The organism is Salmonella sp. SAL00670 (assembly GCF_046552235.1).
GTDB classification, from domain to species: Bacteria; Pseudomonadota; Gammaproteobacteria; order Enterobacterales; family Enterobacteriaceae; genus Salmonella; species Salmonella enterica.
Window position 1 is genome coordinate 660,632 of record NZ_JBGDUO010000002.1, and the last position, 23,047, is coordinate 683,678.

General features: G+C 53.3%; 25 protein-coding genes and 1 tRNA gene. 7 read left to right on the forward strand and 19 right to left on the reverse strand.

The window, feature by feature from the left end; genetic code table 11:
- Nucleotides 1–4: 4 nt before the first annotated feature.
- A complete protein-coding gene (argG, locus tag ACLJRS_RS10680) occupies nt 5–1,348 on the forward strand; it encodes an argininosuccinate synthase (RefSeq protein ID WP_000207649.1) in 1,344 nt (447 codons plus the stop codon).
- A gap of 85 nt (nt 1,349–1,433) precedes the next feature.
- Here the strand turns inward: argG and ACLJRS_RS10685 are convergent, their stop codons facing one another.
- The 7 genes from ACLJRS_RS10685 to rlmE all read right to left on the reverse strand — a co-directional run bounded on the left by ACLJRS_RS10685 (nt 1,434) and on the right by rlmE (nt 8,435).
- Nucleotides 1,434–2,498 (reverse strand): DUF1963 domain-containing protein, encoded by a 1,065-nt coding sequence (locus tag ACLJRS_RS10685; RefSeq protein ID WP_000051499.1) that lies wholly within the window; start codon nt 2,496–2,498, stop codon nt 1,434–1,436.
- Between the two features lie 335 nt (nt 2,499–2,833).
- Nucleotides 2,834–2,920 (reverse strand) — tRNA-Leu (locus ACLJRS_RS10690).
- Nucleotides 2,921–2,933: 13 nt separating this feature from the next.
- Nucleotides 2,934–3,266, reverse strand: coding sequence for a preprotein translocase subunit SecG (secG, locus tag ACLJRS_RS10695; RefSeq protein WP_000272680.1), 333 nt, complete (start codon nt 3,264–3,266; stop codon nt 2,934–2,936).
- A gap of 222 nt (nt 3,267–3,488) precedes the next feature.
- The gene (gene glmM, locus ACLJRS_RS10700; protein ID WP_000071169.1) at nt 3,489–4,826 is read right to left on the reverse strand and encodes a phosphoglucosamine mutase; all 1,338 of its coding nucleotides are present in this window, start codon (nt 4,824–4,826) and stop codon (nt 3,489–3,491) included.
- Nucleotides 4,819–5,667 carry a dihydropteroate synthase gene (gene folP / locus ACLJRS_RS10705; protein ID WP_000764711.1) on the reverse strand — a complete coding sequence of 283 codons (849 nt, stop codon included), beginning with the start codon at nt 5,665–5,667 and terminating at the stop codon, nt 4,819–4,821. Before folP ends, glmM begins: the two co-directional genes overlap by 8 nt.
- A 103-nt stretch (nt 5,668–5,770) precedes the next feature.
- A complete protein-coding gene (gene ftsH / locus ACLJRS_RS10710) occupies nt 5,771–7,705 on the reverse strand; it encodes an ATP-dependent zinc metalloprotease FtsH (RefSeq protein ID WP_001107481.1) in 1,935 nt (644 codons plus the stop codon).
- Between the two features lie 103 nt (nt 7,706–7,808).
- Nucleotides 7,809–8,435: a 23S rRNA (uridine(2552)-2'-O)-methyltransferase RlmE gene (gene rlmE, locus ACLJRS_RS10715; protein WP_000145974.1), complete on the reverse strand. Its 627-nt coding sequence runs from the start codon at nt 8,433–8,435 to the stop codon at nt 7,809–7,811.
- 126 nt (nt 8,436–8,561) lie between these two features.
- Between rlmE and yhbY the strand changes: the two genes are divergently transcribed.
- Complete coding sequence (gene yhbY / locus ACLJRS_RS10720; protein WP_001592995.1) at nt 8,562–8,855, forward strand: ribosome assembly RNA-binding protein YhbY; 294 nt, start codon at nt 8,562–8,564, stop codon at nt 8,853–8,855.
- A 155-nt stretch (nt 8,856–9,010) separates the two neighbouring features.
- On the opposite strand, the gene greA is transcribed toward yhbY, so the two are convergent.
- A complete protein-coding gene (gene greA / locus ACLJRS_RS10725) occupies nt 9,011–9,487 on the reverse strand; it encodes a transcription elongation factor GreA (protein ID WP_001148008.1) in 477 nt (158 codons plus the stop codon).
- Between the two features lie 247 nt (nt 9,488–9,734).
- Here greA and dacB point away from each other — a divergent pair, with 247 nt between their 5' ends.
- Nucleotides 9,735–11,168, forward strand: coding sequence for a serine-type D-Ala-D-Ala carboxypeptidase (dacB, locus tag ACLJRS_RS10730; protein ID WP_001212686.1), 1,434 nt, complete (start codon nt 9,735–9,737; stop codon nt 11,166–11,168).
- 130 nt (nt 11,169–11,298) lie between these two features.
- Here the strand turns inward: dacB and cgtA are convergent, their stop codons facing one another.
- The 4 genes from cgtA to rplU all read right to left on the reverse strand — a co-directional run bounded on the left by cgtA (nt 11,299) and on the right by rplU (nt 14,170).
- A complete protein-coding gene (gene cgtA / locus ACLJRS_RS10735; protein WP_000673556.1) occupies nt 11,299–12,471 on the reverse strand; it encodes an Obg family GTPase CgtA in 1,173 nt (390 codons plus the stop codon).
- 15 nt (nt 12,472–12,486) lie between these two features.
- Nucleotides 12,487–13,452 (reverse strand): DMT family transporter, encoded by a 966-nt coding sequence (locus tag ACLJRS_RS10740; protein ID WP_000813052.1) that lies wholly within the window; start codon nt 13,450–13,452, stop codon nt 12,487–12,489.
- Nucleotides 13,453–13,581: 129 nt separating this feature from the next.
- On the reverse strand, nt 13,582–13,839 hold the full coding sequence (gene rpmA, locus ACLJRS_RS10745; protein ID WP_000940593.1) for a 50S ribosomal protein L27: 258 nt from the start codon (nt 13,837–13,839) through the stop codon (nt 13,582–13,584).
- Between the two features lie 19 nt (nt 13,840–13,858).
- Nucleotides 13,859–14,170 carry a 50S ribosomal protein L21 gene (gene rplU, locus ACLJRS_RS10750; protein WP_000271396.1) on the reverse strand — a complete coding sequence of 104 codons (312 nt, stop codon included), beginning with the start codon at nt 14,168–14,170 and terminating at the stop codon, nt 13,859–13,861.
- Nucleotides 14,171–14,427: 257 nt separating this feature from the next.
- Here rplU and ispB point away from each other — a divergent pair, with 257 nt between their 5' ends.
- A complete protein-coding gene (ispB, locus tag ACLJRS_RS10755; RefSeq protein WP_001047354.1) occupies nt 14,428–15,399 on the forward strand; it encodes an octaprenyl diphosphate synthase in 972 nt (323 codons plus the stop codon).
- 231 nt (nt 15,400–15,630) lie between these two features.
- A complete protein-coding gene (gene sfsB, locus ACLJRS_RS10760) occupies nt 15,631–15,918 on the forward strand; it encodes a DNA-binding transcriptional regulator SfsB (protein WP_000444168.1) in 288 nt (95 codons plus the stop codon).
- A gap of 57 nt (nt 15,919–15,975) precedes the next feature.
- On the opposite strand, the gene murA is transcribed toward sfsB, so the two are convergent.
- The 7 genes from murA to mlaF form a co-directional block, all read right to left on the reverse strand.
- Nucleotides 15,976–17,235, reverse strand: coding sequence for a UDP-N-acetylglucosamine 1-carboxyvinyltransferase (gene murA, locus ACLJRS_RS10765; RefSeq protein WP_000357288.1), 1,260 nt, complete (start codon nt 17,233–17,235; stop codon nt 15,976–15,978).
- Nucleotides 17,236–17,288: 53 nt separating this feature from the next.
- Nucleotides 17,289–17,543, reverse strand: a complete 255-nt coding sequence (gene ibaG / locus ACLJRS_RS10770; RefSeq protein ID WP_001518349.1) for a BolA family iron metabolism protein IbaG — start codon at nt 17,541–17,543, stop codon at nt 17,289–17,291.
- Between the two features lie 187 nt (nt 17,544–17,730).
- Nucleotides 17,731–18,027, reverse strand: a complete 297-nt coding sequence (gene mlaB / locus ACLJRS_RS10775) for a lipid asymmetry maintenance protein MlaB (RefSeq protein ID WP_000188843.1) — start codon at nt 18,025–18,027, stop codon at nt 17,731–17,733.
- Complete coding sequence (mlaC, locus tag ACLJRS_RS10780) at nt 18,027–18,662, reverse strand: phospholipid-binding protein MlaC (protein ID WP_000476475.1); 636 nt, start codon at nt 18,660–18,662, stop codon at nt 18,027–18,029. The genes mlaB and mlaC overlap by 1 nt, the downstream gene beginning before the upstream one ends.
- An 18-nt stretch (nt 18,663–18,680) precedes the next feature.
- A complete protein-coding gene (gene mlaD / locus ACLJRS_RS10785) occupies nt 18,681–19,232 on the reverse strand; it encodes an outer membrane lipid asymmetry maintenance protein MlaD (RefSeq protein ID WP_001193591.1) in 552 nt (183 codons plus the stop codon).
- 4 nt (nt 19,233–19,236) lie between these two features.
- Nucleotides 19,237–20,019: a lipid asymmetry maintenance ABC transporter permease subunit MlaE gene (gene mlaE / locus ACLJRS_RS10790; RefSeq protein ID WP_000925786.1), complete on the reverse strand. Its 783-nt coding sequence runs from the start codon at nt 20,017–20,019 to the stop codon at nt 19,237–19,239.
- Nucleotides 20,020–20,026: 7 nt separating this feature from the next.
- Nucleotides 20,027–20,839 (reverse strand): phospholipid ABC transporter ATP-binding protein MlaF, encoded by an 813-nt coding sequence (gene mlaF, locus ACLJRS_RS10795; protein WP_000531566.1) that lies wholly within the window; start codon nt 20,837–20,839, stop codon nt 20,027–20,029.
- Nucleotides 20,840–21,051: 212 nt separating this feature from the next.
- On the opposite strand from mlaF, the gene ACLJRS_RS10800 reads away from it, so the two are divergent.
- Both ACLJRS_RS10800 and kdsD read left to right on the forward strand, forming a co-directional pair.
- Nucleotides 21,052–22,029 (forward strand): calcium/sodium antiporter, encoded by a 978-nt coding sequence (locus ACLJRS_RS10800; RefSeq protein ID WP_000922736.1) that lies wholly within the window; start codon nt 21,052–21,054, stop codon nt 22,027–22,029.
- A gap of 13 nt (nt 22,030–22,042) precedes the next feature.
- Nucleotides 22,043–23,029: an arabinose-5-phosphate isomerase KdsD gene (kdsD, locus tag ACLJRS_RS10805; protein WP_000018617.1), complete on the forward strand. Its 987-nt coding sequence runs from the start codon at nt 22,043–22,045 to the stop codon at nt 23,027–23,029.
- Nucleotides 23,030–23,047: the final 18 nt, after the last annotated feature.

Consider the following 23,047-nt stretch of genomic DNA (forward strand, 5'->3'; position numbering starts at 1 on the left):
TTCTATGACGACGATTCTTAAGCATCTTCCAGCAGGTCAACGTATTGGTATCGCTTTTTCCGGCGGTCTGGACACCAGCGCCGCGCTGCTGTGGATGCGACAAAAAGGAGCTGTCCCATATGCCTATACTGCGAATCTGGGACAACCGGATGAGGATGACTATGACGCCATTCCTCGTCGCGCAATGGAGTATGGCGCAGAGAATGCTCGCCTGATTGATTGCCGCAAGCAGTTGGTTGCAGAAGGGATCGCAGCGATTCAGTGCGGCGCTTTCCATAATACGACTGGCGGACTGACCTATTTCAATACCACGCCGCTGGGCCGTGCCGTGACCGGCACGATGCTGGTCGCCGCGATGAAAGAAGACGGCGTGAATATCTGGGGCGACGGCAGTACCTATAAAGGCAACGATATTGAACGTTTCTATCGTTACGGCCTGCTGACGAATGCTGAATTACAGATTTACAAACCGTGGCTGGATACCGACTTTATCGATGAGCTGGGTGGTCGCCATGAGATGTCTGAATTTATGATTGCCTGCGGTTTCGACTATAAGATGTCAGTCGAAAAAGCCTACTCCACCGACTCCAACATGCTCGGCGCCACGCATGAAGCGAAAGATCTGGAGTTTCTTAACTCCAGCGTCAAGATCGTCAACCCGATTATGGGCGTGAAGTTCTGGGACGAGAGCGTGAAGATCCCGGCAGAAGAGGTGACCGTCCGCTTCGAGCAGGGCCACCCTGTTGCCCTGAACGGTAAAACCTTCAGCGATGATGTTGAGATGATGCTGGAAGCGAACCGCATCGGCGGCCGTCACGGCCTGGGTATGAGCGACCAAATTGAAAACCGCATCATTGAAGCAAAAAGCCGCGGTATTTATGAAGCCCCCGGAATGGCACTGCTGCACATCGCTTACGAGCGTCTGTTGACCGGTATTCACAACGAAGACACCATTGAGCAATATCACTCTCATGGTCGTCAGTTGGGCAAACTGCTGTATCAGGGCCGCTGGTTCGACTCGCAGGCGCTGATGCTGCGTGACGGCCTGCAACGTTGGGTCGCCAGCCAGATTACCGGTGAGGTCACACTCGAGTTGCGTCGCGGCAACGATTACTCCATCCTGAACACCGTGTCCGACAATCTGACCTATAAGCCAGAACGTTTGACCATGGAGAAAGGCGAGTCCGTGTTCTCACCGGACGATCGTATCGGTCAGCTGACGATGCGTAATCTGGACATTACCGATACCCGCGAGAAACTGTTCGGCTACGCGAAAGCCGGTCTGTTAACCGCCTCTTCCGCGACCGGTCTGCCGCAGGTTGAGAATCTGGAAAACAAAGGCAAATAAGCCCGCGTCGTTGATGCAACAGGCCGCGAAAGCGGCCTTTTTTGTGAATATCACCCCAGGTTGATGCAAATGGCTGATTTGCCGGTTAATCTAACTGGACAACATTTCGCACCCTGTCAAAGCATTGTGCAGCCATGTCTTTTTCAGTCATCATTATATAGTCAATGCCCCCGCCAAAATCCGGCCCAGCGACAGCCAATAATGCTGTTGTAGAATGAATTTCTTCATCCCAGCTAAAAAGCTGTCGCCACCTTGTATCATTTTGATTCAGTTCATCTTCCACACTACGTTGGAGAGGAATTGTCCACCCTCCCAGAAGATCGCCGGAATAGCAGGCATCAACTCGATACGGGTTGTCCTGTTCGTAATCACTTAACGCGTCATACCATGATTCATACGCTTTCTGCTGCGTAACGCTTAACCCCTCGCAGACTGACGAAACACTGATAACGGAAAGAGGTTCCAGGCACTCAACCTGTGTACACAATTGCCATGGTTCACGAAATTCAATCTTATTGTAAAAAGCCAGCAAGTCATCTGGCACAGCTAGCGTGCTTAATGTATCTACCTCAACATCGTGCCAGAAAACAAAGGGCTGCCGATCTTCCCAGGTAACATCGACAAAGAAGCTCAATAACCCCCGCCTGGGAAGCAGTGGATCAAACCCCGGGAGTAACGCCAGGTCACTCAAGTTTAGTTGGGCAACGAAAGCAAGCGGAAAATCAACCAACTGATTCTCTATGCGGATGTCAATTTCGGTTAATAACCGCTGCTGCACTAACCGATACTTTTCCTCGTCAAAATCTTCCGCTGGCTGCCCAAGCAGCTTACGCCCTTCATTGAGCAGCTCATAACTCATTTTCATTTCATGAACAAACCTGGCATTTCGCGTTTTTTCAGCTTTCAGCTTTAGTACGCGAGATGTGGCATTAACCGATTTTTTTCGTATAGGCCAGCTTTGTCCTAATGGCCAGTCGGGTAGACCGCCCAACCGCGATGCCCCCACCTTTACTGTTTCCATATCCCGCAGACAACGTTTAAATGCAATAGCAGCACGTGCCTGTTGCACGACTTTCTCCTGAATAGCAGAGCTCAAATTGGATTTGCGCAATTCAGCAATCAATCCAGCACGATCGAAAAATAAACTCATTAATCTCTTCCTTAGATATTCGGCTCAGTGCAAAGGAAGATTAGATAAAACTACTTGAGCAAAAGATATGGAGGGGGATAACAGATACAAGCATTTCAGATTATAGCTGAGCAACTACTGGCTTCAATGAACGAAGATGATCTCGTAATCGGTGGAGTGAACCTGACGCAGGGAGATCACCAGAGAGGACATACATGAGTATGTATGTAGGGCTATCTCAACGTATTGACGGGGCCATGCCAGGGACGCGTGTAAGCGTGCTTCAACCTCCTCTCTGAGAGCAGTTTCAACAGACGAAAAAAAAGACGCTTTTCAGCGTCTTTCTTTCGGAATATTGGTACCGAGGACGGGACTTGAACCCGTAAGCCCTATTGGGCACTACCACCTCAAGGTAGCGTGTCTACCAATTCCACCACCTCGGCACGGATACTGCTATTAGCGCGGGATATCGCTGGTCGGCTGGGCCGGTGCAGCAGGTTGAGTCTGCTCGGTCTTCGCCGGCGCGCTCAGATTCTCCCACTCGCTTCCTTTATTGGTTTTGTTGCTATTGATATTACCCAACACCAGACTGATGATGAAGAACAGCGTCGCCAATACCGCCGTCATTCGGGTCATGAAGTTACCAGAACCACTTGAACCAAATAGCGTAGCGGAAGCGCCTGCTCCGAAGGAGGCTCCCATATCAGCGCCTTTACCTTGCTGCAGCATGATCAGACCTACAAGGCCAATTGCCACAATAAGGAAAACAACTAAAAGAGCTTCGTACATAATCAACCTGTTCCTTGCGGAGTTGCCGCGTACCAATGCTTCTACCAATAAAGCGGGATTTTTACTGTTTCCCACTGAAGCGGGTGTGAATACTAACCAAAGCGAATGACCTTCGCAAGGGCAATTTAAGCGCATTGTATCAACTGCGGAAAAAAACAGCAAAAGCGTTGTTTTTTGCGGGCCGTAAGGCGGCAACCGCCGCCTTTTTAGTCACTTAAACGCTTAAACGGCTTTTACCGCATCCGCGATACGATGGGCGAATGCCGTAACCTGCGCTTCATCCTCGCCTTCCACCATCACGCGAATCAGCGGTTCGGTACCGGATTTACGTAGCAGTACCCGCCCACGATTGCCGAGTGTGGCTTCTACGTCCGCCGTTACCGCTTTCACCGCTTCATTTTCCAGCGGATCGCCGCTACCGGCGGTGTAACGCACGTTAACCAGAATCTGCGGGAACATTTTCATACCGCTGCACAGATCGTGCAGACTCATATGATTACGCACCATTGCCGCCAGAACTTGTAGCCCCGCTACAATACCGTCGCCAGTGGTCGTTTTATCCAACAGAATAACGTGACCAGAGTTTTCCGCGCCGATGCGCCAGCCTTTTTCCTGCAATTTTTCCAGCACGTAGCGGTCGCCCACTTTCGCCCGGGCAAACGGAATGCCAAGCTGCTTGAGCGCCAGCTCCAGCCCCATATTGCTCATCAGCGTTCCCACCGCGCCGCCGCGCAGTTGCCCCTGGCGCAGCCCTTCGCGCGCGATGATATACATAATCTGATCGCCATCGACTTTATTGCCTTCATGGTCAACCATGATGACCCGGTCGCCGTCGCCGTCAAGCGCGATGCCGAGGTCCGCCTTCTCCGCCAACACGCGCGCCTGCAACGCGCGCACGTCGGTCGCGCCCACTTCTTCGTTAATGTTGACGCCGTTTGGCTCACAGCCAATAGCGATAACGGTCGCGCCCAGCTCGCGCAGCACATTCGGCGCGATATGGTAGGTAGCGCCGTTGGCGCAATCCACAACCACTTTCAGGCCATTGAGGCTCAGTTCGTTCGGGAAGGTGCCTTTACAGAACTCAATATAGCGTCCGGCGGCATCGACGATGCGGCTCGCTTTCCCCAGCTCGGCGGAGTCTACGCAGGTGATCTCTTTTTCCATTTCGGCTTCGATGGCTTCTTCCACATCGTCAGGCAGTTTCGTACCGTCGATAGAGAAGAATTTAATGCCGTTATCATAGAACGGGTTATGCGAAGCCGAGATAACGATACCCGCCTCCGCGCGGAAAGTCCGCGTCAGATAGGCGACGGCTGGCGTTGGCATAGGTCCGGTAAACGAGGCCGACAGTCCCGCAGCGGCAAGGCCCGCCTCCAGCGCGGACTCCAGCATATAGCCGGAAATACGCGTATCTTTACCGATAATGATTTTACGCGAGCCATGACGCGCCAGCACTTTTCCGGCAGCCCAACCCAGTTTAAGCACGAAATCAGGTGTAATGGGGGCATTGCCTACACGTCCGCGAATCCCATCGGTACCGAAATATTTACGATTACTCATAGCGTTTGTTTCCCTTTGCAGACAGAGTGGCTTCCACCACCCGCATCGCCTCTACGGTTTCTTTGACGTCATGGACGCGAATGATCTGCGCGCCCTGCATCGCGGCAATTACCGCGCACGCAAGGCTGCCGTTCAGACGGTCTGATGGTCCCACGTTAAGTAACTGACCAACCATCGTTTTACGTGACATGCCCACCAGCAGCGGCAGGTTAAAATGATGAAACTCACCCAGTCGCGCCAGTAAGGTATAATTGTGAGAGAGATTTTTACCGAAACCGAATCCTGGGTCGAGCAACAATTTCTCTTTTGCGATGCCGGCCTTCTCACAACGTGCTATTTGCTCAATAAAGTAGCGATTCACCTCGGCAAAGACATCGTCATATTTCGGCGCCTCCTGCATGGTTTTGGGGTTGCCCTGCATGTGCATAAGACTGACCGGCAAGCCGGTTTCCGCTGCCGCTTCCAACGCGCCGGGCTCGGAGAGCGAACGGACATCATTGATAATATGCGCGCCCGCCCTTGCCGCTTCACGGATCACCTCGGGTTTAGAGGTATCCACAGAAATCCACACTTCAAAACGTTGCGCGATTGCTTCCAGTACCGGAATAACGCGATCCAGCTCTTCTTCCACGCTCACTTCTGCCGCGCCTGGTCGCGTTGATTCCCCCCCCACATCAATAATTGTCGCCCCGGCATTCACCATTAAATTCGCATGTTTCACCGCCTCAATCAGCGTGTTATGCGCACCGCCGTCGGAGAACGAATCCGGCGTTACGTTCAGGATACCCATAACATGCGGATGAGTGAGATCGAGCGTGGCGCCCTGAGCGAAGAGTTTCATGGTCAAAATCCCTGTTTTATTTATGGTGAGTTAAAAAAGAAAAACCCCGGGGCAAGCCCCAGGGTTTCGGTGAGCGCTAAACATAATGTTGTACAACAAACGCTTATTTGTCGCCCAGCTGCTCTGACATCGTGTTGCCCGGGTTCGGCGTGCGTGGTTCATCAACCGGACGCGGCGCCTGAGGCGTACCATTGCTGTCAGAGTTATTGGTGCCGTTTGGATCTTCCCAGCCCGCAGGCGGACGCACTTCACGACGCGCCATCAGGTCATCAATCTGCGGCGCATCGATGGTTTCATATTTCATCAGCGCATCTTTCATCGCGTGCAGAATATCCATATTGTCAGTCAGGATCTGACGAGCGCGATTGTAGTTACGTTCAATCAGCGCTTTCACTTCCTGGTCGATGATACGCGCAGTTTCATCAGACATATGTTTCGCTTTTGCGACGCTACGGCCGAGGAACACTTCGCCCTCTTCTTCCGCATACAGCAACGGACCGAGTTTCTCCGAGAAGCCCCACTGGGTGACCATGTTACGCGCCAGGTTAGTCGCGACTTTAATGTCGTTCGACGCGCCGGTGGAAACATGCTCAACGCCGTAGATAATCTCTTCCGCCAGACGGCCGCCGTACAGCGTGCTGATTTGGCTTTCCAGCTTCTGACGGCTGGCGCTGATCGCGTCGCCTTCAGGCAGGAAGAAGGTCACGCCCAGCGCACGACCACGCGGGATAATCGTCACTTTGTGCACCGGATCGTGTTCCGGCACCAGGCGACCGATAATCGCGTGGCCCGCTTCGTGGTACGCGGTCGACTCTTTCTGCGCTTCCGTCATCACCATGGAGCGACGTTCGGCGCCCATCATGATTTTGTCTTTCGCTTTCTCGAACTCAACCATCGACACTACGCGTTTGTTGCCGCGTGCGGCAAACAGCGCCGCTTCGTTGACCAGGTTCGCCAGGTCCGCACCGGAGAAGCCCGGCGTGCCGCGTGCAATGATCGCCGCATCAATATCCGTCGCTAACGGTACGCGACGCATATGCACCTTCAGAATCTGCTCACGACCGCGAACATCTGGCAGGCCTACCACCACCTGACGGTCAAAACGGCCTGGACGCAGCAGCGCCGGGTCAAGGACGTCCGGACGGTTAGTTGCGGCGATAACGATGATACCTTCGTTACCTTCGAAGCCGTCCATCTCAACCAGCATCTGGTTCAACGTCTGCTCACGTTCATCGTGACCACCGCCCAGACCTGCGCCACGCTGGCGACCTACGGCGTCGATTTCATCGATGAAGATAATGCACGGCGCCGCTTTCTTGGCCTGTTCGAACATGTCACGCACACGAGACGCGCCGACACCGACGAACATTTCCACAAAGTCAGAACCGGAAATCGTAAAGAATGGCACCTTCGCTTCACCCGCAATGGCTTTTGCCAGCAGGGTTTTACCGGTACCCGGCGGGCCGACCATCAGGACGCCTTTCGGAATTTTACCGCCCAGCTTCTGGAAACGGCTCGGTTCACGCAGGTATTCGACCAGTTCCGCCACTTCTTCTTTCGCTTCGTCACAACCTGCGACGTCAGCAAACGTGGTTTTGATCTGATCTTCCGTCAGCATACGCGCCTTGCTCTTACCGAACGACATGGCGCCTTTGCCACCGCCGCCCTGCATCTGACGCATGAAGAAGATCCAGACGCCGATCAGCAACAGCATCGGGAACCAGGAAATGAAGATAGAAGCCAGCAGGCTTGGCTCTTCAGGTGGTTCGCCAACAACCTTGACGTTTTTAGTCAGCAGGTTATCAAGCAGCTTCGGATCATTAATCGGAATGTAAGTCGTGTAACGGTTACTATCTTTCTTGGTAACGTTGATCTCACGTCCGTTGATACGCGCTTCGCGAACCTGGTCCTGATTGACCTCTTGCAGGAAGGTAGAGTAATCCACCTTACGGCCATTAGACTCGCTGGGCCCAAAGCTCTGGAATACTGACATCAGCACAACGGCAATGACCAGCCAGAGTATTAGGTTTTTCGCCATGTCACTCAAGGGATTAACCTCTTATTACAACTGTGTTAAAAACAGCGTCAGGATACTCTATATCCAGTTTCTTTCAAACCTTACGTCTGAAATCTGCCGGTTATCACTTTCGCCCGGTCGCTACAATGTACACTTCACGCGAACGCGCACGCGAAGAGTCCGGCTTACGAACTTTAACCTTCGTAAACAGGGAGCGAATTTCCCTTAGATACTCATCGAAACCTTCGCCCTGGAACACCTTCACTACAAAACTTCCGCCTGGCGCCAGCACATCGCGGCACATCTCTAACGCCAGCTCCACCAGATACATGGCGCGGGGGATATCCACCGCCGGTGTTCCGCTCATGTTTGGTGCCATATCCGACATGACAACTTGTACTTTACTGTCACCCACGCGTTCCAGTAACGCTTTCATGACAAGTTCATCACGAAAATCGCCCTGAAGAAAGTCCACACCAACGATAGGATCCATAGGTAAAAGATCACAAGCGATGATGCGGCCTTTGCCGCCAATCTGCGTGACCACATACTGTGACCAGCCTCCTGGCGCAGCGCCGAGATCGACTACCGTCATTCCCGGCTTAAAAAGTTTGTCACTTTGCTGTATTTCATCAAGTTTAAACCAGGCACGGGAGCGTAGCCCCTTTTTCTGCGCCTGTTGAACATATTTATCGCTAAAGTGTTCCTGAAGCCAGCGGCTTGAGCTGGCAGAACGCTTTTTACCTGTCATTTAACTTTCCCGTCGGGGCAGTTCATCGTAGCCAATGGCGTAAATTTCTACACGCCTATTTGGCGATATAAGGGAGATGGCGGTAGAATGACCCGTTTTCAATCCCAACGTAAGCAAAAATATACGATGAATCTGAGTACTAAACAAAAACAGCACCTAAAAGGTCTGGCACATCCGCTCAAGCCTGTTGTTATGCTTGGCAATAATGGTTTGACCGAAGGGGTACTGGCCGAGATTGAACAAGCGTTAGAGCACCATGAACTTATCAAGGTGAAAATCGCCTCGGAAGATCGCGAAACAAAAACCTTGATCGTGGACGCTATCGTGCGCGAAACCGGCGCCTGTAACGTACAGGTCATCGGTAAAACGCTGGTGCTGTATCGCCCAACTAAAGAGCGTAAAATCTCGCTGCCGCGTTAAGGATATCCTAAAGTCGAACACAAAATCTGTGTAAAACGAGGGGTTTTCCACGAGCAGGAGAGCAAAATGCCACGCTCTCTCCGTTGATAAAAGGCCGCTATGCGGCCTTTTTCCTTTCTTTACAATACACCAACAATTTGCGTATTGAGTACTGCTTAAAGGTATTCCACTTTAAGCACTTCGTATTCCACATCGCCGCCAGGCGTTTTGATCACCACGACGTCATCCTGCTCTTTGCCGATCAGACCGCGAGCGATTGGCGAGTTTACCGAAATGAGATTTTGCTTAAAATCCGCCTCATCATCGCCAACAATGCGGTAGGTCTGCTCTTCGTCGGTGTCCAGGTTCAGCACCGTGACGGTAGCGCCGAAAATCACGCGACCATTGTTCGGCATTTTAGTGACATCAATCACCTGCGCATTCGACAGTTTTGCTTCGATATCTTTAATGCGCCCTTCGCAGAAACCCTGCTGTTCGCGTGCAGCATGATACTCCGCGTTTTCTTTTAAATCGCCATGTTCGCGCGCTTCGGCGATAGCGGCGATGATTTCAGGACGGCGCACAGATTTCAGAAAATCCAGCTCTTCGCGCAGTTTTTCGGCTCCGCGTAAGGTCATCGGAATAGCTTGCATTTGTTATACCTCTTGAACATTCCTGTAGGGGGCAATGAACTCTACCCCGGCTGCTAAGCCAGCCCCGGCATATGCCATACCAGGGTCAGAAGCAAAAAAACACCAACCCGGGCGCGCAGTCCCAGGTCAGCTACAATTTCCTCTTTGATAACCATTTTACCCTGGAGTTCCCTATGGGTCATCGTTTACTTTTTAGGGCGTTGCGCCGTAGTATGACGGCTTGTTTCCAGGGTGTTAGCGCGAGATTATGCGATTTTCCAGATTTATCATCGGATTGACCACCAGTATAGCGTTCAGCGTTCAGGCCGCGAATATTGACGAATACATCAAACAGCTTCCGGCCGGCGCCAACCTCGCGCTGATGGTGCAAAAGATTGGCGCGCCCGCGCCGGCTATTGATTATCATAGTCAGCAGATGGCGCTTCCCGCCAGTACCCAAAAGGTGATTACCGCGCTGGCGGCGCTGATTCAACTCGGCCCGGATTTCCGTTTTACGACCACGCTGGAGACTAAAGGCAACGTCGATAACGGCATCCTGAAAGGTGACGTAATTGCGCGCTTCGGTGGCGATCCAACGCTAAGACGTCAGGATATTCGCAATATGGTCGCGACGCTGAAAAAGTCAGGCGTCACGCAAATCGACGGCAATGTGCTTATCGACACGTCGATTTTCGCCAGCCACGATAAAGCGCCAGGCTGGCCGTGGAACGACCTGACGCAGTGTTTCAGCGCGCCTCCCGCCGCCGCCATTGTTGACCGCAACTGTTTTTCTGTGTCGCTTTATAGCGCGCAAAAACCAAACGATTTAGCCTTTATTCGCGTGGCCTCTTATTATCCGGTAACGATGTTCAGCCAGGTACGGACTCTACCGCGCGGTTCGGCAGACGCGCAGTATTGCGAGCTGGATGTTGTGCCTGGCGATTTGAACCGTTATACGCTTACCGGCTGTTTACCACAGCGCGCCGACCCGCTGCCGCTGGCCTTTGCTATTCAGGACGGCGCCAGCTACGCGGGCGCGATCCTCAAGCAGGAACTGAAAGAGGCCGGGATAACTTACCGCGGCACGCTGCTGCGCCAGACGCAGGTTAACGAGCCCGGAACGATCGTCGCCAGTAAACAGTCGGCGCCACTGCACGATCTGCTTAAGATTATGCTGAAAAAGTCAGACAACATGATCGCCGATACTGTTTTTCGGATGATTGGTCATGTCAGGTTTAACGTGCCTGGCACCTGGCGGGCGGGATCGGATGCCGTTCGCCAGATTCTGCGCCAACAGGCGGGAATTGATATCGGCAATACCATTATTGCCGACGGTTCCGGTCTTTCTCGCCATAATCTGATCGCTCCCGCCACGATGATGCAGGTGCTGCAATATATCGCCCAACATGATAACGAGCTGAACTTTATCTCTATGCTGCCGCTGGCGGGCTATGATGGTTCATTACAATACCGCGCCGGGCTGCATCAGGCGGGCGTAGACGGTAAGGTTTCAGCGAAAACCGGGTCACTGCAGGGCGTGTATAATCTGGCGGGCTTTATTACCACCGCAAGCGGGCAACGGATGGCATTTGTACAGTATTTGTCCGGCTACGCGGTTCCACCTGCCGATCAGCGTAATCGACGTATTCCGCTGGTACGCTTCGAGAGTCGATTGTACAAGGATATTTATCAGAATAACTGAGTGCATTATTGCCGGATGGCGGCGCTAACGCGTCTTATCCGGCCTACAACGAACATAATAAAACGGGCCGCAAATGCGGCCCGTTGGCTTTTATAGGCCGGATAAGCGTAAGCGCCATCCGGCTACGAGATTAACGTTTGTAGATGAACTCGACGCCTTCTTCGTCGTCTTCATCCCAGTCGTCATCCCAGTCATCGTCTGCGTCTTCTTCCACTTCAGCCAACTGCTGACGATGATAATCGTCCCACATGAACTCGACTTTTTCCGGCTGTTTTGCTTCTTCAGCCTGCGCGATCGGATTCTCGATGATAAAGGTCATCACATCCCAGCAGAGATCTTTCACCCCTAGCTGGCTGGCGGCGGAAATCAGATAGTATTTCCCTTCCCAGCCCAACGCTTCGGCGATCGCTTTCGCTTTCTCTTCCGCTTCGGTTTTATCCATCAGATCGATCTTGTTGAACACTAACCAGCGCGGTTTAGCCGCCAGATCCTGGCTGTATTTTTCCAGTTCGCCAATAATGATACGGGCGTTTTCCACCGGATCGGAACCGTCGATCGGATCGATATCAATGAGGTGCAGCAGTACGCGGCAACGTTCGAGGTGCTTCAGGAAGCGAATCCCCAGGCCCGCGCCTTCCGCCGCGCCTTCGATCAACCCCGGAATGTCGGCCACCACAAAACTCTTTTCGCTGTCCATACGTACCACGCCCAGGCTCGGCACCAGCGTGGTAAACGGATAGTCCGCGACTTTCGGTTTTGCTGCCGATACCGCGCGAATGAACGTTGATTTACCGGCGTTTGGCATCCCCAGCATCCCGACATCCGCCAGCAGCATCAGTTCCAGCAGCAGGTCGCGCTTATCGCCCGGCGTACCATTGGTTTTCTGGCGCGGCGTACGGTTAACCGAGGATTTAAAACGGGTATTGCCTAACCCATGCCAGCCGCCCTTCGCGACCAACAGACGCTGACCGTGTTTGGTCATGTCGCCCATCGTTTCACCGGTTCCCTGGTCGATAACGCGCGTACCGACCGGCACTTTGATGGTCACGTCTTTACCGCGTTTACCGGTACAGTCGCGGCTCGCGCCATTCTGACCACGTTCAGCGCGGAACGATTTTTCAAAGCGGTAATCGATCAGCGTATTCAGGTTTTCATCGGCTTCCATCCAGACGTCGCCGCCGTCGCCGCCATCACCGCCGTCCGGGCCGCCTTTCGGGATATATTTTTCGCGGCGGAAGCTCACACAGCCATTACCGCCATCGCCTGCAACGACCAGAATCGATGCTTCATCAACAAACTTCATTTTATTCTCCGTAAATCATTCGCCTGAGCGGGGTTGCGAAACCACCGTTTCATGCTTGCGTAAACCGCCCCAAATACGATGACCAATGGCGGAATACATCGCGCCCGCAACCACGACAAACGCACCGAGATAACCTAAAAGGTTTAACATCGGTCTGGCGAAGAAATCGGGCCAGGCCATAGATAAAAGATCTGAAAACAGCAGGGTAAATAGCGGTGTAAGCGTGATTATCGCGCTCACCTGCGCCGCCTGCCAACGCGCCATCGCTTCCGCCAGGGCGCCATATCCTACCAGCGTATTTAGCCCGCAGAAAATCAAACAGGCGAGCTGCCAGTCGCTCAGTTGCGCTATCACCATCGGTTTTGCCAGCGGCAAGAGCGCTATCGTACATAAAGTGTACAGTAAAAACAGGATCTGCTGCGAGGCCAGACGTCGCAATAATACTTTTTGCGCCACGCCATAGCTCACCCACACCATCGCCGCGCCTACGCCAAAAATAACGCCCCAGGTGTAGTCGGTCAGTCGGGTAAAAATCTCGATCAGACTGGTGTTAAAAAACATCACCAGCCCGCTCAATAACATCAGCGCGCCAATCACCTGCGTACCGCGCATCTTTTCTTTCAGAATAAAGACGCTGGCGACCATCATGCCAACCGGCGAGAGCTGGCCGATAACCTGCGACGCGGTTGGGCTTAAATATTGCAGGGAAGAACTGAACAAAATGAAATTACCGAACAGTCCGCAGGTCGCTATCGCCAATAACACCAACCAACGCGGCTTACGAAAAATACGCAGCGGCGGCAGCTTTCTTTTTACTGCCAGTATCGCCCCGAGGCCAATACTGGCCATTAAGAAGCGGTAGAAGACAATGGTTGAAGGCTCCATCACCTCCAGCACTTGCTTCATTGCTATTGGCAACGCTCCCCAGCACATCGCGGTAGTGAGCGCTAAAAGAATGCCAATGCCTGCCTGCTGCTTCATGCCGTGTTCCCTGCAAAGACCCGTTAACGGCATTCGCACAGCCACACGGGTATATTTTAGTCGGCCATCGAATGTAAAAAGCCCCGCAACAGGTGCGGGGCTTTCATCCGTTACCGGACCACAAAAAACTTACTCAGCAACGATGCTGATGTATTTACGGTTTTTCGGGCCTTTAACTTCGAATTTCACTTTACCGTCTGCTTTAGCAAACAGAGTGTGGTCACGACCGCAACCAACGTTGGTGCCAGCGTGGAATTTAGTACCACGTTGACGAACGATGATGCTGCCTGCCAGAACTGCTTCACCGCCAAAGCGTTTTACGCCCAGACGTTTAGCTTCAGAATCGCGACCGTTACGAGTCGAGCCGCCAGCCTTTTTATGTGCCATTTAATCTGCTCCCCTAATCTTAAGCGCTGATGCCGGTAATTTTCACATCAGTGAACCACTGACGATGGCCCTGCTGCTTACGGTAGTGTTTACGGCGACGAAACTTAACGATTTTAACTTTCTCGCCACGACCGTGGGCAACAACTTCAGCTTTGATTACGCCGCCATCAACGAAAGGAACGCCGATTTTGACTTCTTCACCGTTTGCGATCATCAGAACTTCAGCGAACTCGATAGTTTCGCCAGTTGCGATGTCCAGCTTTTCCAGGCGAACGGTCTGACCTTCGCTTACTCGGTGTTGTTTACCACCACTTTGGAAAACCGCGTACATAAAAAACTCCGCTTCCGCGCACACCTTTCAATGATTCAGAGCGCGCTATAAATATTCACAATAGGGCGCGAATATTACGCAAATTGCACGGCTTTGACAAGTGCTACCATCAATACATGAAGAAAAAAAACACAACGCATACGGTAACGTTTATCTGCGGCGTTTTTTCAGTACAATCAGGGTATATTTCTAACCATAAACCCTACGTTACCTCATTCAGACATGGGATAATCGGGGCGATAAGCCCGGCTTTTGCGATGAATTTAGAAAAAATCAACGAGTTAACCGCGCAAGATATGGCGGGTGTCAATGCGACAATCCTTGAACAGCTTAATTCCGACGTTCAACTGATTAATCAGCTAGGATATTACATTATTAGCGGCGGCGGAAAACGCATTCGTCCGATGATTGCCGTTCTTGCCGCGCGCGCGGTGGGTTATCAGGGTAACGCGCACGTGACTATCGCCGCTCTGATCGAGTTTATCCACACGGCGACGCTGCTACATGATGATGTGGTGGATGAATCCGATATGCGTCGCGGCAAAGCGACGGCAAATGCCGCTTTCGGTAATGCCGCCAGCGTGTTGGTCGGCGACTTTATCTATACCCGCGCCTTCCAGATGATGACCAGCCTCGGCTCGTTAAAAGTGCTGGAAGTGATGTCGGAAGCGGTCAACGTGATTGCAGAAGGCGAAGTGCTGCAATTGATGAACGTGAATGACCCGGACATTACCGAAGAAAATTACATGCGGGTGATTTACAGTAAAACGGCCCGTCTGTTCGAAGCTGCCGCCCAGTGCTCCGGTATTCTCGCTGGTTGTACGCCTGAGCAAGAGAAAGGGTTGCAGGACTATGGTCGCTACCTTGGTACGGCTTTCCAGCTCATTGACGATCTGCTGGATTACAGTGCCGACGGCGAGCATCTCGGTAAAAATGTGGGTGATGACCTCAATGAGGGCAAACCTACCTTACCGTTGCTTCACGCCATGCGCCACGGTACGCCAGAACAGTCAGCGATGATCCGTACCGCTATTGAACAAGGTAATGGCCGTCATCTTCTGGAACCGGTTCTGGAAGCGATGACCACCTGCGGCTCGCTGGAATGGACGCGTCAGCGAGCGGAAGAAGAAGCCGACAAAGCGATATCCGCGTTGCAGATATTGCCGGATACCCCATGGCGTGAGGCGCTAATCGGTCTCGCACACATCGCGGTGCAGCGCGATCGTTAATGCCGTTCTCTTATCCCGCGTACTGCGCGGGATATCCCATTAAGTTCTAATAAACTCCAGATACCCTATCGCCTGTTTTTCACATACTCATCCAGGATTTCCCCTGGCATATTCTGAATATTGCCGCCACTTACATGAACTTTTTAGAACATTCCTTCACGAAGCGTTATAGTATCGAACGTCGTCGGGTTGTTAAAACCGTAAGTGATTAATCTAAGGAGTGATGGATGTATGGAAAGCAAGCTTATTGACTGGCATCCGGCCGATATCATTGCCGGACTACGTAAAAAAGGGACTTCAATGGCCGCTGAGTCACGTCGGAATGGATTGAGTTCATCCACGCTGGCCAATGCATTAACGCGCCCATGGCCGAAAGGAGAGTTGATTATCGCGAAAGCATTGGGAACGGAACCCTGGGTTATTTGGCCATCGCGTTATCACGATCCGCGCACGCATGAGTTTATCGACAGAACGCGGCTTATGAGAGCGCGTAATAAAAACAAACAGAATGTAGAGTAAGTGCCTGTAAAACAACCCCCGCATCGCGTTCGCGGGGGTTGTTCAGCGTACAGAAGGTTATTCGCCTTTCACGCGTTCAATATTCGCGCCTAGCGCGCGCAGTTTGTCTTCGATGCGCTCATAACCGCGATCGATGTGATAAATGCGATCCACAATCGTCGTGCCTTCCGCAATACAGCCCGCCAGCACCAGGCTCGCAGATGCCCGCAGATCTGTCGCCATGACCTGGGCGCCAGAGAGCGTTTCTACGCCATGGCATATGACGGTATTGCTTTCAATTTCCGCACGCGCGCCCATGCGGCTGAGTTCAGGCACGTGCATAAAGCGGTTTTCAAAGACGGTTTCAGTGATAAAGCCCGTCCCTTCCGCCACCAGGTTCAGCAACGTGAACTGCGCCTGCATATCGGTCGGGAATGCCGGGTGCGGCGCGGTACGGACATTGACCGCCTTCGGTCGTTTGCCGTGCATGTCCAGACTAATCCAGTCCTCGCCCACTTCGATATCCGCGCCAGCATCGCGCAGTTTCGCCAGTACCGCGTCCAGAGTGTCCGGTTGCGCGTTACGGCAGAGGATTTTGCCGCGAGAGATCGCTGCCGCCACCAGGAAAGTCCCCGTTTCGATACGATCCGGCAGCACACGATAAACGCCGCCGCCCAGACGCTCTACACCCTCGATCGTAATACGATCGGTGCCCTGCCCGGCGATCTTCGCCCCCAGCGTAACCAGGAAGTTAGCGGTGTCGACAATTTCCGGCTCGCGCGCGGCGTTTTCAATGATGGTCGTCCCTTCCGCCAGCGTAGCGGCGCACATAATGGTGACGGTCGCGCCGACGCTGACCTTATCCATCACGATATGCGCCCCTTTAAGACGCCCTTCTACGGAGGCCTTTACGTAGCCCTCTTCCAGCTTGATGGTCGCACCCAGTTGTTCCAGACCGGTAATATGCAGATCAACCGGACGCGCGCCGATAGTACAGCCCCCCGGCAGAGAGACTTGTCCCTGACCAAAACGGGCAACCAGCGGCCCCAGCGCCCATATCGAGGCGCGCATGGTCTTAACCAGATCATAAGGCGCGCAGAACACGTTCACCTGGCTGGCGTCAATGTGTACCGATCCATTGCGTTCCACTTTCGCGCCTAATTGGCTCAGGAGCTTCATCGACGTATCCACGTCTTTCAGTTTTGGAACGTTTTGGATCTCTACCGGTTCTTCTGCCAGCAGAGCGGCGAACAGGATCGGCAGCGCGGCGTTTTTGGCGCCGGAAATTGTGACTTCGCCCTGGAGCGTCGTTGGCCCCTGTACACGAAATTTATCCATTATTGTATTCTCAGTTAAGCATTCATCTCCGCTACCGGCAGGTTACCCGTAGCTTAAAATCCGTTAAGTTTACGATCGCGCGCCCATTCCGCCGGGGTATATGCTTTGATCGATACGGCATGGATACGGTTGTCCGCAATGTACTCCATTAGCGGCCCATAGACCGTTTGCTGTTTCTTGACCCGGCTCATGCCGTCAAACATCTCGCCCACGGCAATAACCTGAAAGTGACTGCCATCGCCGGAGACGTGGACTTCCTGGAGGGAGAGGGCATTCATCAGCACACTCTGAATTTCATGATTTTCCATGGGTTCTTTATTCGTCAAATAGTGAAAACAGCCCAACATCTTAGAGCAAAGTCGCGCCGTCTTAAATAAGCAAAAGATTACGCTGATAAATCAGCGCGGTAAAAGTGCCGGATGGTGCTGCTAACGCAACTTATCCGGCCTACGGGGATCATGCGAAGTGTAGGCCGGATAAACCATCCGGCATTCATTACATACGGGGAAGTACGTCTTCGGGCAAGTTATATAATTGCGCCAGCGCGTAAACCTTGTCGTTAACGCCAGACAGCGACACGGCATTGCCCTGCTTTTTTGCCTGGTTCACAAGGTGCGCCAGCAGCGCCAGTCCCCCCGTATCTACCCTGGAGATCTGGCTCAGGTCGATACGGGTAACGCCATTCATCGCTTCTACGCGCGCGTCCCATAGCGGCGCCAACACGTCCTGATCCAGCTCTCCCGCCAGCACCAGAGTGTCCGCCTCACGCGTCCAGGTGAGTTGCGGCGTCATTACTGTTTCTCGTCCAAAGTAATTTTCTGTTGAGAGATAGATTTCAGTTGTGCGGTCAGGCCGTCGATGCCTTTAGTACGCAGCAGGTCGCTCCACTCATTTTGCTTGGTGGTGATCATGCTGACGCCTTCCGCAATCATGTCATACGCCTGCCAGTTGCCGGTCTGGGTGTTTTTTCGCCACTGGAAATCCAGGCGTACCGGCGGACGACCGTTGGGATCGATAATCGTTACACGGATAGGCACAATGGTCGCATCGCCCAGCGGTTGCTCAGGCGCTATCTGGTAAGTCTGACCGTGGTACATCGCCAGCGCCTGACCGTATGCCTGTTTCAGGTATTCGCGAAACGCTGCAAAATAGGCTTCACGCTGCGCCGGGGTCGCCTCTTTGTAGTAGCGGCCCAACACCAGCGCGCCGGCATATTTTACCTGCACGTACGGCAGAAGTTCCTGATCAACAACGTCTCGCAGGTAATCCGGATTGGCACGAATTTTCGGCTGTTCGTTTTTCAGGCGATCAAAAGTTTTCTGCGCCGCCTCGTTCATCAGTTTATAAGGATTGCTCTGATCCGCTGCCGTTGCTGCGCTTAATGGCGCAATGACCAGCAGGGCCACCATCATCAGTCGTTTAAACATGCCTCAATTCTCCTGAGATTATTTCGTTTCGCCCGCGGGCGTTGTGGCTTCAGTATGACCTTCCGTTGCGGCTGGCGCATCGCCAGAATTCTTATTGTCGTCGCCTTTGCTGTTATAAAGGAACTGGCCAATCATATCTTCCAGCACCATTGCAGACTTGGTGTCCTGAATCGTACTCCCATCTTTGAGGATAGACGTTCCCAGCTCAGGATCTTCAAAACCGACGTTTAATGCCAGATATTGCTCCCCCAGCAGTCCGGAAGTTCGAATACTCAACGAGCTGGTATCGGGAATATGGTTATAACGCTCTTCGATGTCGAGCGTTACGCGCGGCAGGTATGTTTTCGGATCAAGCGAGATATCTTCAACCCGCCCGACAACCACCCCGCCGATGCGTACCGGGGAACGCACTTTCAGACCGCCGATGTTATCGAAGGTCGCATAAACCTTATAGGTCGGCTCCGTGCGCATAGAGGTCACATTTGCCGCCTTCAGGCAAACAAACAGCGCCGCCAGCAACGCTACCAGCAAAAAAACGCCTACCCAAATTTCATTTTTTTTCGTTTGCATGAACTCAATTCCCAAACATCAGTGCGGTCAGCACAAAATCCAGCCCCAGAACGGCCAACGATGCGTGAACCACGGTACGCGTCGTTGCCCGGCTAATCCCGGCAGAAGTCGGTATTGCGTCATAACCGTTGAATAACGCAATCCATGTTACCGTAATGGCGAACACCACGCTCTTTATCAGACAGTTCACCAGGTCCATACGCCAGTCGACGGCATTCTGCATCGCGGACCAGAAGAACCCGGCGTCGATTCCCTTCCAGCTTACGCCGACCAGCGAGCCGCCCCAGATACCGACCGCCACAAAGATAATGGTCAGTAGCGGCAATGAAATCACGCCCGCCCAAAAGCGCGGCGAAATCACCCGGCGCAATGGATCGACCGCCATCATCTCCATACTGGAGAGCTGCTCCGTCGCCCGCATCAGGCCGATTTCCGCCGTCAACGCCGACCCGGCCCGCCCGGCAAACAGCAACGCCGCGACCACCGGCCCCAGCTCGCGCAGCAGCGAAAGCGCCACTAACATGCCAAGACTGGTCTCCGCGCTGTAAGTGGTCAGAACCAGATAGCCTTGCAGCCCCAGCACCATACCGATGAATACGCCGGAGACAATAATGATAAGCATTGACAAGACGCCCACATTATAAAGCTGGCGCACCAGCAGCGGCGCATGTTTGCGAAACTCCGGCTTACCGATAATCGCATTGAATAACATTAACCCGGCGCGCCCGAACGTCCTGACGGTTTTGATCCCGCTGTGTCCGAGTGCTGCCAGCGCATTTAACAGCATGAGTGGCTTAACTCCCTGTTTCGAGTAAATCAAGGTGATAGTCGCCCGCCGGATAGCGGAACGGAACCGGCCCGTCGGCAATGCCGTCAAGGAACTGACGCACGCGCGGGTCCGTATTCTCCTGCAACGCCTGAGCGCTACCGTGAGCGACGATTTTTTTGTCCGCCATGATCCAGGCGTGATCAGCAATACTGAGCACCTCTGGCACATCATGCGAGACCACCACGCAGGTCACGCCCAGCGCGCTGTTCAATTCTGAAATCAGCTTCACCAGAACGCCCATGGTAATCGGGTCCTGGCCGACAAACGGCTCATCGAACATGATGAGATCCGGTTCCAGAGCGATGGCGCGCGCCAACGCGGCGCGGCGCGCCATCCCACCGGAGAGCTCGGAAGGCATCAGTTTTGCCGCGCCGCGCAGCCCGACAGCTTCCAGTTTCATCATCACGACGCTTTTTAGCAGCGGCGCGGGTAAATTGGTGTGCTCCCGTAGCGGATAGGCCACATTGTCAAACACGTTCATGTCGGTAAACAGCGCTCCCGACTGAAACAGCATACTCATACGTTTGCGGACGGTGTAGAGCCGCGAACGGGACATGGCCGGCACATTCTCGCCATCAAATAAGATCTCGCCCTTATCCGGCGGGATCTGTCCGCCAATCAGGCGCAACAGCGTGGTTTTACCGATGCCCGACGGCCCCATGATCGCCGTGATCTTCCCGCGCGGCACCGTCAGGGAAATATTATCGAAAATGCAGCGTTCGCCACGGGAAAAGCTGACGTCGCGCATATCGACTAAATTGGCCGCAGACTGACCCATTGATTCATCCTTCGTATTGCCTTGTTGAGGTAACCATGGCGCTGAATTTAACCATGGGTTCGACATAATTACAGAATATTAACTGACAGGGTTAGCGAAAGCTGGCATTCGTTTTACTTTTTAGCCGCATAAAGTCAAAATTAGGACTTCGTTACGGCTTCCAGATATCCCTTCCAGGGGACCGGCGAGTATACCTGAAGAAAGGACTTTAGATGCTTTTAGCGATGGCGCTACTCATAATTGGTTTGCTTCTGGTGGCCTACGGCGCCGATCGTCTGGTGTTTGCGGCCTCTATTTTATGCCGTACATTCGGTATTCCCCCGCTGATCATCGGGATGACGGTTGTGAGTATCGGCACCTCGCTGCCGGAAATTATTGTGTCGGCCGCCGCATCGCTACACGGTCAGCTCGATTTGGCCGTCGGCGCGGCGCTCGGTTCTAACATCACCAATATTTTGCTGATCTTAGGGCTGGCGGCGCTGGTTCGTCCATTTACCGTGCATTCCGATGTTCTACGTCGCGAATTGCCGTTAATGTTATTTGTTAGCGTGGTAGCCGGTTCCGTACTGCATGACGGACAGTTAAGCCGCAGTGATGGTATCTTTCTCCTGCTTCTGGCTGTGCTATGGCTGTTATTCATTGTTAAAATCGCGCGTCTGGCCGAACGCCAGGGGAATGACAGCCTCACCCGCGAACAACTGGCGGAGCTGCCGCGCGAAGGCGGGCTCCCCGTCGCGTTCTTATGGCTGGGCATTGCGCTGGTCATCATGCCGATGGCGACGCGCATGGTAATCGATAACGCTACGGTGCTGGCGAACTATTTCGCCATGAGTGAATTAACGCTCGGTCTGACAGTCATCGCCGTCGGCACCAGTCTGCCAGAGCTGGCGACGGCGATTGCCGGCGTGCGAAAAGGCGAAAATGATATTGCCGTTGGTAATCTCATTGGCGCCAATATTTTTAATCTCGCTATCGTGCTGGGACTGCCTGCGCTGATCGCGCCGGGGGAGATCAATCCGCTGGCGTTTGGGCGTGATTATAGCGTGATGTTGCTGGTTAGCGTGGTTTTCGCTTTACTTTGCTGGCGGCATCCGCGTCAGATTGGTCGGGGCGCAGGTATACTGCTGACCGGCGGGTTTATCGTATGGCTGGCGATGCTCTATTGGCTATCGCCACTTCTTGTTGGATAACTGGAAACGGATTATGTCGCATTTAGCGTTGCAACCGGGGTTTGACTTTCAGCAGGCAGGCAAAGAGGTCCTGGAAATTGAACGTGAAGGCCTGGCGGAGCTTGATCAATATATCAACCAGCATTTCACGCTGGCCTGTGAAAAAATGTTCAACTGCACCGGAAAAGTGGTGGTCATGGGGATGGGAAAATCCGGTCATATCGGACGGAAAATGGCCGCCACGTTCGCCAGTACCGGCACCTCTTCCTTTTTTGTACATCCGGGCGAAGCCGCGCACGGCGATTTGGGGATGGTTACGCCGCAGGATGTGGTTATCGCTATCTCCAACTCCGGCGAATCCAGCGAGATCGCGGCGCTAATACCGGTACTTAAACGTCTGCACGTGCCGTTAATTTGCATTACCGGGCGACCGGAAAGCAGCATGGCGCGTGCGGCAGATGTGCATCTGTGTGTTAAAGTGCCCAAAGAAGCGTGTCCGTTAGGACTGGCGCCTACCAGTAGTACCACCGCAACGCTGGTGATGGGCGACGCGCTCGCTGTGGCGTTGTTAAAAGCGCGCGGCTTTACCGCCGAGGATTTCGCTCTGTCGCATCCTGGCGGCGCGCTGGGACGTAAGCTACTGCTGCGCGTAAGCGATATTATGCATACTGGCGATGAGATCCCGCATGTTAATAAACATGCCACCCTGCGTGATGCGCTGTTAGAAATTACGCGTAAAAATCTCGGTATGACCGTCATTTGCGATGAATCCATGAAGATCGACGGTATCTTCACCGACGGCGATTTACGTCGCGTATTCGATATGGGCGGCGATATGCGCCAGTTGGGGATCGCCGAGGTGATGACGCCAGGGGGCATTCGCGTGCGTCCCGGTATTCTCGCTGTCGATGCGCTGAATTTAATGCAGTCCCGCCATATCACCTCCGTACTGGTTGCTGATGGCGACCAGTTACTCGGTGTGTTACATATGCATGATCTCCTGCGTGCAGGCGTCGTGTAGAAACTCAAGGATAATTAA